The organism is Isoptericola sp. b408, from assembly GCF_030588085.1.
GTDB lineage: Bacteria > Actinomycetota > Actinomycetes > Actinomycetales > Cellulomonadaceae > Isoptericola > Isoptericola sediminis.
On the sequence record NZ_JAUQYQ010000002.1, the window covers coordinates 239,233 to 251,607 of the forward strand.

The 12,375-nt window shown below is 73.0% G+C and carries 14 protein-coding genes and 2 tRNA genes; 10 read left to right on the forward strand and 6 right to left on the reverse strand.

Annotated features, from left to right (window positions below; all coding sequences use genetic code 11):
• The first annotated feature begins 43 nt into the window (after window positions 1–43).
• The 3 genes from Q6347_RS06710 to Q6347_RS06720 all read left to right on the forward strand — a co-directional run bounded on the left by Q6347_RS06710 (window position 44) and on the right by Q6347_RS06720 (window position 3,077).
• Window positions 44–466: a spore germination protein GerW family protein gene (locus Q6347_RS06710; RefSeq protein WP_304604277.1), complete on the forward strand. Its 423-nt coding sequence runs from the start codon at window positions 44–46 to the stop codon at window positions 464–466.
• Window positions 467–510: 44 nt separating this feature from the next.
• Complete coding sequence (locus Q6347_RS06715) at window positions 511–2,406, forward strand: glycoside hydrolase family 13 protein (protein ID WP_304606979.1); 1,896 nt, start codon at window positions 511–513, stop codon at window positions 2,404–2,406.
• 158 nt (window positions 2,407–2,564) lie between these two features.
• A complete protein-coding gene (locus Q6347_RS06720) occupies window positions 2,565–3,077 on the forward strand; it encodes a DinB family protein (RefSeq protein WP_304606980.1) in 513 nt (170 codons plus the stop codon).
• Here Q6347_RS06720 and Q6347_RS06725 read toward each other — a convergent pair.
• On the reverse strand, window positions 3,038–3,904 hold the full coding sequence (locus Q6347_RS06725; protein ID WP_304606981.1) for a MerR family transcriptional regulator: 867 nt from the start codon (window positions 3,902–3,904) through the stop codon (window positions 3,038–3,040). The two genes, Q6347_RS06720 and Q6347_RS06725, sit on opposite strands and share 40 nt — an antisense overlap.
• A complete protein-coding gene (locus tag Q6347_RS06730) occupies window positions 3,901–4,392 on the reverse strand; it encodes a GyrI-like domain-containing protein (RefSeq protein WP_304604273.1) in 492 nt (163 codons plus the stop codon). The genes Q6347_RS06725 and Q6347_RS06730 overlap by 4 nt, the downstream gene beginning before the upstream one ends.
• Window positions 4,393–4,471: 79 nt before the next feature.
• On the opposite strand from Q6347_RS06730, the gene Q6347_RS06735 reads away from it, so the two are divergent.
• The 4 genes from Q6347_RS06735 to Q6347_RS06750 all read left to right on the forward strand — a co-directional run bounded on the left by Q6347_RS06735 (window position 4,472) and on the right by Q6347_RS06750 (window position 9,696).
• Window positions 4,472–5,269: a metallophosphoesterase gene (locus tag Q6347_RS06735; protein ID WP_304606982.1), complete on the forward strand. Its 798-nt coding sequence runs from the start codon at window positions 4,472–4,474 to the stop codon at window positions 5,267–5,269.
• 10 nt (window positions 5,270–5,279) lie between these two features.
• On the forward strand, window positions 5,280–6,614 hold the full coding sequence (locus Q6347_RS06740) for a deoxyguanosinetriphosphate triphosphohydrolase (protein WP_304606983.1): 1,335 nt from the start codon (window positions 5,280–5,282) through the stop codon (window positions 6,612–6,614).
• Between the two features lie 24 nt (window positions 6,615–6,638).
• The gene (gene dnaG, locus Q6347_RS06745) at window positions 6,639–8,594 is read left to right on the forward strand and encodes a DNA primase (protein ID WP_171247988.1); all 1,956 of its coding nucleotides are present in this window, start codon (window positions 6,639–6,641) and stop codon (window positions 8,592–8,594) included.
• 115 nt (window positions 8,595–8,709) lie between these two features.
• A complete protein-coding gene (locus Q6347_RS06750) occupies window positions 8,710–9,696 on the forward strand; it encodes a S1 family peptidase (RefSeq protein ID WP_216077729.1) in 987 nt (328 codons plus the stop codon).
• 33 nt (window positions 9,697–9,729) lie between these two features.
• On the opposite strand, the gene Q6347_RS06755 is transcribed toward Q6347_RS06750, so the two are convergent.
• The gene (locus Q6347_RS06755; protein ID WP_171247989.1) at window positions 9,730–9,978 is read right to left on the reverse strand and encodes a hypothetical protein; all 249 of its coding nucleotides are present in this window, start codon (window positions 9,976–9,978) and stop codon (window positions 9,730–9,732) included.
• An 86-nt stretch (window positions 9,979–10,064) separates the two neighbouring features.
• On the opposite strand from Q6347_RS06755, the gene Q6347_RS06760 reads away from it, so the two are divergent.
• Window positions 10,065–10,640 carry a Dps family protein gene (locus tag Q6347_RS06760; protein WP_304606984.1) on the forward strand — a complete coding sequence of 192 codons (576 nt, stop codon included), beginning with the start codon at window positions 10,065–10,067 and terminating at the stop codon, window positions 10,638–10,640.
• A 63-nt stretch (window positions 10,641–10,703) separates the two neighbouring features.
• Here Q6347_RS06760 and Q6347_RS06765 read toward each other — a convergent pair.
• Window positions 10,704–10,776, reverse strand: a tRNA-Asn gene (locus Q6347_RS06765).
• A gap of 53 nt (window positions 10,777–10,829) precedes the next feature.
• The gene (locus Q6347_RS06770) at window positions 10,830–11,348 is read right to left on the reverse strand and encodes a hypothetical protein (RefSeq protein ID WP_304606985.1); all 519 of its coding nucleotides are present in this window, start codon (window positions 11,346–11,348) and stop codon (window positions 10,830–10,832) included.
• 123 nt (window positions 11,349–11,471) lie between these two features.
• Here Q6347_RS06770 and Q6347_RS06775 point away from each other — a divergent pair, with 123 nt between their 5' ends.
• Window positions 11,472–11,645: a CsbD family protein gene (locus tag Q6347_RS06775; RefSeq protein ID WP_171248003.1), complete on the forward strand. Its 174-nt coding sequence runs from the start codon at window positions 11,472–11,474 to the stop codon at window positions 11,643–11,645.
• A 22-nt stretch (window positions 11,646–11,667) separates the two neighbouring features.
• On the opposite strand, the gene Q6347_RS06780 is transcribed toward Q6347_RS06775, so the two are convergent.
• Window positions 11,668–11,744 (reverse strand) — tRNA-Ile (locus Q6347_RS06780).
• Between the two features lie 106 nt (window positions 11,745–11,850).
• On the opposite strand from Q6347_RS06780, the gene def reads away from it, so the two are divergent.
• The gene (def, locus tag Q6347_RS06785) at window positions 11,851–12,336 is read left to right on the forward strand and encodes a peptide deformylase (protein ID WP_304604265.1); all 486 of its coding nucleotides are present in this window, start codon (window positions 11,851–11,853) and stop codon (window positions 12,334–12,336) included.
• Window positions 12,337–12,375: the final 39 nt, after the last annotated feature.

Genomic DNA, 12,375 nt, shown 5'->3' on the forward strand with positions numbered 1-12,375 from the left:
CGTGCCCGTGGCGGGGCTCCGGCCCCGGTCCTAGCCTGGATGCATGAGCGAGAAGCGCACCTTCGGCCCGGACCTGGCACGGCTCACCGACGCCGCCGACCAGTCGTTCACCGTGCGCCGCGCGTTCGGCGAGGCGTACGAGCACGACGGCCAGCTCGTCATCCCGGTCGCCCGCGTACGGGGTGGTGTCGGCACGGGGTCCGGCGGCGGGGCGGGCCCCGTCTCGCACGCGGAGGACGACGCGAGCGACGTCCCCGACGGGGCGCACGACGAGGCGTCCGGCGAGGGCGGCGGCGGGGGCGGCGGCTACGGGCTGCGGGTCACGCCGCTCGGCGTCTACGTCGTCGGCGCCACGGGCACGCGATGGCAGCCCGTGCTCGACCTGAACAAGGTGATCCTCGGCGGACAGATCGTCGGGATCGTGATCGCGCTCGCCACCGGGTGGGCGATCGGCCGCCGCCGCTGACCGGACCTCGGTCGGTGGCGGCCGCCACCGACCGAGAGGACCGCATGCACCCTGCACCCCACCTGCTCGACCTGCCCCACCACGACGGGTCCGCCGTCCACGTGCCCCCGGGCACCCCGCAGCTCGGTGACTCGGTGCCGGTCCGGGTCCGCGTGCCCCGCGCCTCCGGCGTCGAGAGGGTCTGGGTCCGCAGCGTGCGTGACGGCGAGCCGCGGCTCACCGAGGCGACGCCCGACGCCGGCACGGACACCGACCGGTGGTTCACCGCGGACGTCGTGGTGCACAACCCCGTCACGCCGTACCGCTTCCTCCTGGACGGGCCCGGCGGCTACCGGTGGCTGAACGGCCGCGGCGTGCACGACCGCGACGTGTCCGACGCCGGGGACTTCCGGCTCACGACGCACGCCCCGGGCCCGGAGTGGATGGGCGAGGGACTCGTCTACCAGATCTTCCCCGACCGGTTCGCCCGCTCGGCGGCCGCGGACGCCCGCCCGGTCCCGGACTGGGCCGTGCCGGCGCAGTGGGACGACGAACCCGCCGGCACCGGCGTGCTGGCCGGCACCCAGTACTACGGCGGCGACATCGACGGCATCGTCGAGCACCTCGACCACCTCGCCGCGCTCGGCGTCGGCACCGTCTACCTCACCCCGGTGTTCCCCGGCCGGTCCAACCACCGCTACGACGCCTCGACGTTCCACGAGGTGGACCCTCTGCTCGGCGGCGACGAGGCCTACGCGCGGCTCGCCGAGGCCGTGCACGCCCGCGGCATGCGGCTCATGGGCGACATCACGACCAACCACACCGGCGAGGGGCACGAGTGGTTCGCCACCGCTCTCGCCGACCCGGACTCGCCCGAGCACGGCATGTACGTGTGGGCGGACCCGTCCGGCGACACCACGGACGTGTCGACCACGGCGTCCGGGGAGCACTACGCGAGCTGGCTCGGGTTCGGCTCCCTGCCCAAGCTCGACTGGTGCGCGCCCGAGACCTGGCGCCGCATGGTCACCGACCCCGACGCCCCGATCGGCCGGTACCTGCGCCCGCCCTTCGAACTCGACGGCTGGCGGGTCGACGTCGCCAACATGACCGGTCGGTGGGCCGACCAGGACCGCACCCACGCCGTCGCGCGCGAGCTGCGTGCCGCCATCGAGCGGGAGCGGCCCGACGGCGCCCTCATCGCCGAGCACTTCCACGACGCGATCGAGGACCTGCGCGCCGGCGGCTGGCACGCCAACATGAACTACACGGGGTTCACCCGACCCGCGTGGTCCTGGCTGGCCGCCGAGGGGTCCCCGGCCGCCGCGCACGGTCTGCCCGTGGCGGGCGCCCGCCGCCCGGGCGGTGCCATGGTGGCCGCGATGCGCGAGTTCGACTCCGCCGTGCCGTGGTCCGTCACCGCCCGGCAGTGGAACATGCTCGGCTCCCACGACACACCGCGGCTGCGCACCACCGTCGACTCCGACGCCGCGGCCGAGGTCGCGGCCGCCCTGCTGTTCACCTACCCGGGCACGCCCGTCGTCTTCGCCGGGGACGAGATCGGTGCCACCGGGGACAACGGCGAGCACGCCCGCACGACCATGGCGTGGGACCAGGGCGCTCGCGGGGGAGGGCCGCGCTGGGACGCGGAGATCCTCGAGCGCTACCAGCGGCTCTCGACGATGCGTCGCGGGTCGGCCGCCCTGCGCGACGGCGGGCTGCGCTGGGCGGTGGTCGAGGACGACGCGGTCGTCTTCCTGCGGGAGACGCCGTCCGAGCGGGTGCTCGTCGTGCTCGCCCGTGGCCCCTGGGCCGGGACGGTGCTGCCGAGCCACCTGCTGGACCCGGGTGCGCAGCCGGAGCGGCTGTACGGCGAGGTGGGGCTCGACGTCGGGCCGGACGGGCTGACGGTCGACGGCGCGGGGCCGGGCGTGGGCGTGTTCCGTCTGCCCACCGCTGCGTGACGGCGTCGTCGGTCAGGCATCGGGTGGCCGATGCCCGACCCGGAGGTCCGCCAGGGCCGCCGCGGCCGCCAGAGCCGGCACGGAGCCCGGTCGCGCCGGCCGGCGGTCCACGGCACGGTGGGCTGCGGGACCACCGACCCCGACCCGACGGAGGAACCATGCACGGCATCGCGGTGCTGCAGGACCTGTACTCCCGGATCTTCCCGACGGTGCGGCGTGCCGTCGCGGGGCTGCCGGAGGCCGCGCTCACCGAGCGGCTCGACCCGGCGGCGAACACCGTCGCCTGGCTGACCTGGCACATCGGCCGTGACCAGGACGTCCAGGTCGCCGGCGCCGTCGGCCGCGACCAGGTGTACGCCCGCGGCTGGGCGGACCGGTTCGACCTCCCGTTCGGGCTGCACGACACCGGGTACGGGCACACCGCCGAGGACGTCGCGCGGGTCCGGGCACCGGCCGACCTGCTCCTGGGCTACGTCGAGGCGGTGGCGGCGGAGTCCCTGGACGTGCTGGACCACCTGACCGACGACGATCTGGACGAGGTGGTCGACGACGCCTGGGACCCGCCGGTCACCCGCGGGGTCCGGCTGGTCAGCGTCGGCCTGGACTCCCTGAAGCACGCCGCGCAGATCGCCTACCTGCGCGGCGTCCTGGAGCGCACCGGACGGGCGTAGCCATCGGCGGCGCCCACGCGGGTCACGGCATACGGCTGAGACACCTCGCAGCGGAACGGGTCGCCCTGCCGGTAGATCTCCCGCGGCGGGCCGAGCGGTCGGCGGTCCTGGACCGTCGCGGCCGCACGGACGGCGTCGAAGGCGCCGAGGATCGTCGGGAACTGGACGGCGCCGTACGGTACGGCGACGAACATCTCCGACCCGGCCGGTTCGACCTCGGTGCCGTCCACGCCGGAGTCGGGGTGCACGGGCACGCGCACGTCGATCGGCCCGTCGGACTCCCAGCTCACCTCGCCGTGGTAGACGACCACGAGGGGTCGGTCCTCGTCGCGGGAGGAGCCTGCCCGCCGTGACAGCTCGGTCGCAGCGACCTCGACGTGCCGGGGAAGGTCGGCGGCCGTGGTGCGCACGGTGCGGGAGAGGAACACCTGCGCCGGGACGTCACGTCTCTCCACCGGGGGATGCGACCGCGTCGGGTGCGAGCGGTCGCCGTCGAGGTCGTCGATGAGGTCGTCGAGCAGCGCGACGGTCCGCGCGTGCTGTCGGGCGGCGTCCTCCCGGTACGCGGCGACGAGGTCCGAGCGCCGGCGCGGGTCGGCGTCCAGGACGTCGCCGATCCGGTCCAGAGGCATCCCCGCCCGGCGGAGTAACGCGATGAGCCGGGCACGGTCGGCCTGGGCGATCCCGTAGTAGCGGTAGCCCGTGAACTGGTCGACGACCTCGGGCGTCAGGAGGCCCCGGCGTTCGTAGAGGCGCAACGCCCGCGGCGAGAGCCAGGTGACGCGGCCGAACTCGCCGATGGGCATCCGGGTGCTGTGCTCGCTCACCTCAGCAAGTATGCGACCTCGACCGTCCACCTGCTCCGGTCCGGCTCCGTCTGCGGGTCCGTGAGGAACTGCTCGGTGCGGACGTGCCACCGGATGCTGTCGGCCTCCTCGTCGACGGCGAGCTCCAGACCCTGCTGGCCCGCCCAGTCGCCCATGTCCCGGTGGGTCTGGGCCAGCGCGTCCGGTCCGCCGTGCGGCCGCGCCACGAGGTAGCGGCCCGCCGGGAGCGTCCCGGTGTCGAATCCCGTACCCAGCTGCACGGGGGCCGCGACCGGGACGGACACGGTGACGTCCATCGGGTCGGCCACCGTCCGCAACCGGTGGTACTGGTAGATCGGCCCTCCCAGCGGCTCGTGGCCCGCCGCCGCCAGGGCGGCGAAGACCTGCGGCACGAGAGCGTTGACGCGGTCCCACCGCGAGAGCTCGGCCGTCACGGGGATACCGACCCAGTGGCGCTCGGACCACTGCTCGATCGTGCATGTCGTCATCGTCGTTCCTCCTGGTCGCCGTGCGAGTCTCGAACGGGCCGGCACCAGAAGACTCCTTGACCCGGGGGAAAGGTCAAGCGTGACGGCCCGCACCCTGTGGGAGGCTCGGGCCGTGGCCACCGAGCAGATCGCGATCCTCTCCGACGTGCACGGCAACCTCACGGCGCTCGAGACCGTCCTCGCGGACATCTCCGCCCGCGGGATCACGCGGGTCCTCAACCTCGGGGACGACGTGGGCAAGGGCCCGCGCGCCAGCGCCGTCGTGGACCGGACCGAGCAGGTCTGCGAGGTGAACGTCCGCGGGAACTGGGACGAGTTCCTGCCCGACATCCCCGACGACGGCCCGCCGGAGATGGTGTGGTGGCGCGACGAGCTGCGCCCCGACCAGCGCGAGCTGATCCGCCGTCGTCCGCTGTGCCACGACCTGCAGCTCTCCGGACGACGGATCCGGCTCTTCCACGCCTCGGCGGCGAGCGTGCACACGCGCGTGCACGTCGACCACACCCGGGAGGAGTTCGCCGGCATGTTCGCCGCCACGGACCTGACGGGACCGGGGCCGGAGCCCGACCTGGTCGGATACGGCGACGTCCACGCCGCCTATCAGCGCACCCGGCGCGGCCGCACGCTGTTCAACGCCGGCAGCGTCGGCAACGCCCTCGACGAGCCGTCGGCGGCCTACGTCGTCCTCGAGGGAGTCCCCGGACCGGACCCCGCGCCGTTCGGCCTGCAGGTCGTCCGTCTGCCGTACGACGTGGAGGCCGAGCTGGCCGTCGCCCGCCACCTGGACATGCCGCAGTACGGGCCGTGGGAGCGCGAGCTGCGCACCGCCGTCCACCGCAGCCGGCACGCCGTCGAGCCCGTGGGCGGCGCTCGGTAGGCTTCCCCTCGTGCAGACGTTCTCGCAGGAGGCCTTCGACCCGGACGTGGTCGGCACCGGGCCGCGTCCTGCCCCCGGCGAGGAGGGGCCGGCGTCGTACACGGACGCCGACACCGAGCGCTGGGCCGCCGAGCCGCCCAAGTCCAAGGACCGCACCCCGTTCGAGCGCGACCGGGCCCGGGTGGTCCACTCCTCGGGCCTGCGTCGTCTCGGCGCCAAGACCCAGGTGCTCACGCCCGGCAGCGACGACTTCGTGCGCACCCGGCTGACGCACTCCCTGGAGGTGGCGCAGGTCGGCCGCGAGATGGGCCGCGCGCTGGACTGCGACCCCGACCTCGTCGACACCGCCTGCCTCACGCACGACCTGGGGCACCCGCCGTTCGGGCACAACGGTGAACGCGTGCTGGCCGAGCTCGCCGCCGACATCGGCGGTTTCGAGGGCAACGCCCAGACCCTGCGGCTGCTCACCCGGCTCGAGCCCAAGATCCTCGACGACGACGGCGCACCGCGCGGCCTCAACCTGACCCGAGCCTCGCTGGACGCCTCGGTGAAGTACCCGTGGCGGCTGCACGAGGGGCCGCCGCGCCCCGACGGGTCGACGACCGGCAAGTTCGGCGTCTACCCCGACGACGCCCCGGTGTTCGACTGGCTCCGTCAGGGCGCGCCGCGGTCGATGGTGCGCTGCATGGAGGCGCAGGTCATGGACCTCGCCGACGACATCAGCTACTCCGTGCACGACGTCGAGGACGCCGTCGTCGGCAGCCGCCTCGACCTGCGCCTGCTCGACGACGAGTCCGAGCGGGCGCGCATCGTCGAGCACGTGCGGTCCTGGTACGGCACGTGGCACGACGCCGACGCCCTCGACGCCGCGCTGTGCCGGCTGCGGGACACCGGCTACCTCGTGACCGACTTCGACGGGTCGCGGGGAGCGCTCGCCCGGCTGAAGGACGCCACCAGCCAGCTCATCGGGCGGTTCAGCGGATCCGCCCAGCGGGCCACTCGCGAGGAGTACGGGGACGGGCCGCTGACGCGGTACTCGGCCCAGCTCGTCGTCCCGCCGGAGACGGCCGACGAGATCCTCGCGCTCAAGGGCGTCGCGGTCACCTACGTCATGGCGCCGCGGGAGTCCGAACCGCTGTACGCCGCGCAGCGCGAGATCGTCGCCGACCTGGTCAAGGTCCTCGGTGACCGTGCCCCGACGGCGCTGGAGCCGCAGTTCGCCGCGGACTGGCACGAGGCCCCCGACGACGCCGCGCGGCTGCGGGTCGTCGTGGACCAGGTGGCCTCGCTCACCGACGTCTCGGCGGTCCAGATGCACGGCCGCCTGGTACGCGGCGACGGCTGACCGCGGGGGCATAGACTCGCGCCCGTGGCAGGCCTGATCAAGCGAGACGACGTGGACGCCGTCCGCGACCGCGCGCGGATCGACGAGATCGTCGGCCAGCACGTCACCCTCAAGAACGCGGGCGTCGGCTCGATGAAGGGGTTGTGCCCCTTCCACGACGAGCGCACCCCCTCCTTCCACGTGCGTCCGGGCGTGGGCCGCTGGCACTGCTTCGGGTGTGGCGAGGGCGGCGACGTCATCTCGTTCGTGCAGAAGATCGACGGGATGGGGTTCACCGACGCCGTCGAGTACCTGGCGGACAAGGTCGGCGTCGAGCTGCACTACGAGGACTCCCGCACCGGTGCGGCGGCGCAGCGGGGCCCCCGCGAGGAGCCGGGCCGTCGGCAGCGCCTGCTCGAGGCGCACCGCGTGGCGGCGCAGTTCTACGCCGAACAGCTCTTCGCCCCCGGTGCCCAGGCGGCACGGGCGTTCCTCGCCGAGCGCAGCTTCGAGCGGGCCGACGCCGAGACGTTCGGGCTCGGCTACGCCCCGACCGGGTGGGACGCCCTGCTGCGGCACCTGCAGAGCCGCGGGTTCACCCAGGCCGAGCTCGTCGCCTCGGGGCTGGTCAGCCAGGGCCAGCGCGGCATCTACGACCGGTTCCGCGGCCGACTGGTCTGGCCGATCCGGGACGTGACCGGTGCGGTCATCGGCTTCGGGGCCCGCAAGCTGTTCGACGACGACCCCGGCCCCAAGTACCTCAACACCCCCGAGACGAGCCTGTACAAGAAGGCGCAGGTCCTCTACGGCATCGACCTGGCCAAACGCGCCATCGCCCAGAACAAGCGGGTGGTCATCGTCGAGGGGTACACCGACGTGATGGCCGCCCACCTGTCCGGGGTGGACACCGCGGTGGCGACCTGCGGCACCGCGTTCGGCGCCGACCACGCCAAGGTGGTGCGACGACTGCTCGGCGACACCACCGCCGGCGGCGGTCTGCAGCTCGCCTCGGGTGCGTCGCTGGGCGGCGAGATCATCTTCACCTTCGACGGCGACGCGGCCGGTCAGAAGGCCGCGATGCGCGCGTTCGGCGAGGACCAGCGCTTCCACGCCCAGACCTTCGTCGCCGTCGAACCGACCGGCCTGGACCCGTGCGACCTGCGCATGCAGCGCGGCCCCGACGCGGTCCGCACCCTCGTGGACAAGCGCGTCCCGCTGTTCGAGTTCGTCATCCGCACGACGCTCGACGGTTTCGACCTCGACACGGTCGAAGGGCGCGTCAACGCGCTGCGGGCCGCGGCACCGGTGGTCGCGGGGATCCGCGACCGGTCGATGCAGCTCGGCTACGCGCGTCTGCTCGCCCGGTGGATCGGCATCGACACCGACGAGGTGCGCCGCGAGGTCAGCCGGGCGCACAGCACCCCGGGCCCCGCCCGACGGCGCGAGGAGCGGACCGCACGGCCCGAGCGTGCACTCGGCCCCGCGGACGGCGAGTCGGTGGTGTCCGGCCCGGTGCTCAGCGCCCCCGACCCCGCCGACCCGGTGGCACGCATCGAGCGGCTCGCCCTCGTGGTGGTGCTGCAGTACCCGCAGCACGTGCCGGTGACGTTCGACGACCTGGGCCCCGACGCCTTCGCCACCCCCGCGTGGCGGGCGGTGCACGCCGCGATCCGCGCGGCCGGGGGAGTGCGGACCGGCGCCGGTCTGGGCGGGAACCGGTGGGTCGAGACCGTCGTGGAGGAAGCCGGCGACGCGGTGTCGCCGCTGGTGACCGAGCTGGCGGTCGCGCCGGTGCCCGAGGACCGCGAGAGCGCGATCGCCGCGTTCGTGGCCGACGTCGTGCGCAAGGTCGCCGACCTGGGGCTGACCCGGCGGATCGCGGACGCCAAGAGCCGCGTGCAGCGGCTCGACGCCACGGCGGACCCCGACGCCTACCGTGCCGCGTTCGAGGAGCTCGTCGCGATCGAGAAGGAACGCCGCGAGCTGCGCGAGAGCGTCTGATTCACCCCCGACCCGGGTATCGGGACACCCGAGGGCCCCTCCTTCCTGCTAGGGGTGCCGGAGCGACGTCGCGGCCCACCCGGGCCGGCGTTCCGGGCTCCTCGGGGAGGGAATCATGAACGACGAGATGTTCGACCTCGAACCGGACGTACCGGAGGCGCTCTCCGGCATCGCCTCGAAGCGGGACTCGGCCGAGGACGACCTGCTCGCCACGGAGAACGTGGTGGGGGTGGGACTCGGCTTCAAGATCACCGGCGGGACCCAGACGGACAAGCCGAGCGTGATGGTGCTGGTCGAGCAGAAGCTGCCGGCCGAGATGCTGTCCGGCAAGGGAGTCCCGAAGACCGTCGGGGGTGCGCCGACCGACGTGCTCGAGGTCGGCCCGCTCGTCGCCGGGGGAGACGCCGAACCCGCCATGGAGGCGGGCGTGCAGAAGCTGGCCAAGCGGGTCCGTCCGGTCCGGCCCGGCTACAGCATCGGGCACCTGAAGGTCACGGCGGGCACGCTCGGTGCCGGTGCCTACGACCTGCGGAACACCGTGCCCGGCAAGCCGCCGCGCTACTACGCGCTGAGCAACAACCACGTGCTCGCCAACTCCAACGACGCCCGGATCGGCGACCCGATCATCCAGCCGGGGGCGTACGACGGCGGGACCTACCCGGCCGACGTGGTCGGCCGGCTGGCGCGCTACGTGCCGATCCGCTTCGACGGGACCGTCAACTACGTCGACGCGGCGATCGCGGAGATCCCGTTCGACACCATCGACCGGGACATCTACTGGTCCGGCTACCCGCGGTCGCTCGTCAAGGCGGCGGAGGTCGGCATGCTGGTGAAGAAGACCGGTCGCACCACGCACTTCACCACCGGCCGGGTCACCGCGCTCAACGCCACCGTGAACGTCAACTACGGCGGGGGCAAGGTCGCGAAGTTCGGCAAGCAGATCGTCACCTCGGACATGTCGGCCGGTGGTGACTCGGGATCGCTCGTGCTCGACCTGGACAACAACCCCGTGGGGCTGCTGTTCGCCGGGTCCAGCACGGCCACGATCATCAACCCGATCGCCTACGTCCAGATCCTGCTGGGTGTGCGCATCTGGCCGTGACGAGGCCGCGCGGCGCCGTCGGTCCCGGACTCGCTACTCCGCGAGGAAGGGGCCGCCGGCCTCGACGCGCACGGGGATGTCGTTCAGCGAGGAGGGCAGCTCGCGCACGGCCGGCGACTCCGGGTCCGGCGCGTAGACCACCACGCACGGTTCACCCTGGGCCGTCTCCCCGACGGCGACGCCCTGGATCTCCGCGCCGATCCACTCCTCGGCGGTGGCCAACGCGTCACGCACCGCAGGATCCTCCTGGGGGATGCCGGCGATCAGGTCGTCCTCGCTCATACGTTCACCGTACGCCTGTCGTCCTCGGGTCGCGGTCGATGGGTCGGGGGGCCAGCATGGGGGGACGACCGAGCGAAGGAGATCAGATGGCTGACGGTACTCACGACCCCACCTACACGGTGCCCTCGATGACCGCCGAGAACGGTGCCCGGGTCGCTGACATCCTGCAGGACCGGCTCAACTCGTTGACGGACCTCCACCTGACGCTCAAGCACGTCCACTGGAACGTCGTCGGCCCCCACTTCATCGCCGTGCACGAGATGCTCGACCCGCAGGTCGACGCCGTGCGGCTGATGGCGGACGACGTGGCTGAACGGATCGCGACGCTGGGCGGGGTCCCGCAGGGGACCCCGGGCGCGCTGGTGGCGCACCGCACCTGGGAGGACTACCACCTGGGACGGGCCACGACCATCGAGCACCTCGGGGCGCTCGACGAGGTGTACCAGGGTGTCATCGCCGCGCACCGTCAGGCTGCCGAGACGACCGCTGAGCTCGACGACGTCACCAACGACCTGCTGATCGGCAACCTGCGTGAGCTGGAGCAGTTCCACTGGTTCGTCCGGGCCCACCTGGAGACCGCCGGGGGGGAGCTGTCCACGGCCGGCGCGACGTCCGAGATCGACGCCGCACGTCAGGCCCGCGAGGCCGAGCGCGCAGGCTGACCGACCGGCGCACAGCGCATGAGAAAGGCCCCTGACCTGCAGGTCAGGGGCCTTTCTGCGGGGCTCCCGCGACTGGACTTGAACCAGTGACCGTCCGATTAACAGTCGGATGCTCTGCCAGCTGAGCTACGCGGGATCGAGGGCCCGAGGCTCCTCCGGAGCGCCGAACCGTGAAGAACCTTACCAGGTCTACCCGGGTAGTCCGCACGCCCCTCGGACCCTCGATTCCGTGGCGTCCACCACGTTCGCCACGTCGGCGCGGGACAGGTCGACACCGTCGCCCGCCACCGCCTGGGAGAACAGGGTGCCGTCGAGACGGCGGCGTACCGCGACGCGCACCGTGCCGCCGGGGACGTCGACGGTCTCGGCCAGCACCACGGACCACAGGACCCGCTCGCGCACGACGGCGGGCAGGTTCGAGCCGGCCGCGTCGGAGAGCATCGGGCGGAGATCCGGTGCCGCGTCGACCCACTCGACGGTGAGGATCGACCGCTCGGGGTCGAAGGCCGCCCGGTCGACGTCGCACCAGGGGCGGCGCAGCGACACGGCGGGGCCGTCGTCCGCCGCCGCGACGACGACGAGGTCCGCCGTGGTGGCGACCATCCAGCCGCCGTCGGAGGTCTCGGCGCTCGCGAGCAGGCGCTCGCCACGGGTCAAGGGCACGACCTGGCGCACGGCGGGCGGCTGCTGGCGACGGCTGGCGAACATGCGCCCACGGTACTGGTCGAGCGGCCTGTGCCCGAGACGCGACCCGGTCAGGGTGCGACCGTCCAGGTGCGACGGTCCGTCGGCGCCCGTATCGTCGGACCTCCGAGGACGAGGAGGTCCGACATGAGCAGGGGACACAAGGCCAAGCACATGGCCGAGGAAGCGGCGGGCAAGGTCAAGGAGTCCGTCGGCAAGGCCTCCGACGACGAGGAGATGCGTGCCGAGGGCGAGGCCGAGCAGTCGCAGGCGAACCTCAAGCAGGCGGGCGACGACGTCAAGGACGCCTTCAAGAAGTAGTGGCCCGACGTCGCGCGTCCGGTGGTGCCCCGTGCCGGACTTGAACCGGCGACCGATCGATTATGAGTCGACTGCTCTGACCGACTGAGCTAACGGGGCGCGGCGGTGAGCCTACCGGAAGCGCCGTGTGGAGCCCTTGTGACGGCGGCCCGCCCGGAGTCCGTGGCGGCGCTGGTCAGCGTGGCGCCGTGGAAGAATGTCCGCCATGGCGATGCGAGAGATCCGGGTGGTGCCCGACCCCGTGCTGCGGACGGCGTGCGAAGAGATCACGACGATCGACGACCGCGTGCGGGGTCTCGTCGCGGACCTGCTCGAGACCGTGGACACCGAGGGTCGCGCCGGCCTGGCCGCGAACCAGATCGGCGTCAACCTGAGGGCGTTCGCCTGGAACGTCGACGACGACCTCGGCTACGTCCTCAACCCGCGGTTGGTCGACGTCTCCGAGGAGCTCCAGGACGGCGACGAGGGCTGCCTCTCGGTGCCCGGCCTGTTCTACCCGACGACACGCGCCTGGTACGCCCGGGTCGAGGGGATCAACCTCGACGGCAACGAGGTCGTCGTCGAGGGGACCGACCTCATGGCCCGGGCCCTGCAGCACGAGTGCGACCACCTGGACGGCAAGCTCTACCTGGACCGGCTGGAGCGCAGCGTCCGGAAGAAGGCGATGCGGGAGCTGCGCGAGCGCCTCTGAGCGGCCTCAAATGTCCGAATCACTCTCGCGTGTTCCCCG

What these genes read in the sequence shown, in the direction of transcription:
- Q6347_RS06710 (WP_304604277.1), top strand. Translation starts at nt 44, where the DNA reads ATGAGCGAGAAGCGCACCTTCGGCCCGGACCTGGCACGGCTCACCGAC.
- Q6347_RS06715 (WP_304606979.1), top strand. Translation starts at nt 511, where the DNA reads ATGCACCCTGCACCCCACCTGCTCGACCTGCCCCACCACGACGGGTCC.
- Q6347_RS06730 (WP_304604273.1), bottom strand. Translation starts at nt 4,392, where the DNA reads ATGACGACATGCACGATCGAGCAGTGGTCCGAGCGCCACTGGGTCGGT.
- def (WP_304604265.1), top strand. Translation starts at nt 11,851, where the DNA reads ATGGCGATGCGAGAGATCCGGGTGGTGCCCGACCCCGTGCTGCGGACG.
- Q6347_RS06760 (WP_304606984.1), top strand. Translation starts at nt 10,065, where the DNA reads ATGGCTGACGGTACTCACGACCCCACCTACACGGTGCCCTCGATGACC.
- Q6347_RS06775 (WP_171248003.1), top strand. Translation starts at nt 11,472, where the DNA reads ATGAGCAGGGGACACAAGGCCAAGCACATGGCCGAGGAAGCGGCGGGC.
- Q6347_RS06720 (WP_304606980.1), top strand. Translation starts at nt 2,565, where the DNA reads ATGCACGGCATCGCGGTGCTGCAGGACCTGTACTCCCGGATCTTCCCG.
- Q6347_RS06755 (WP_171247989.1), bottom strand. Translation starts at nt 9,978, where the DNA reads ATGAGCGAGGACGACCTGATCGCCGGCATCCCCCAGGAGGATCCTGCG.
- Q6347_RS06770 (WP_304606985.1), bottom strand. Translation starts at nt 11,348, where the DNA reads ATGTTCGCCAGCCGTCGCCAGCAGCCGCCCGCCGTGCGCCAGGTCGTG.
- Q6347_RS06750 (WP_216077729.1), top strand. Translation starts at nt 8,710, where the DNA reads ATGAACGACGAGATGTTCGACCTCGAACCGGACGTACCGGAGGCGCTC.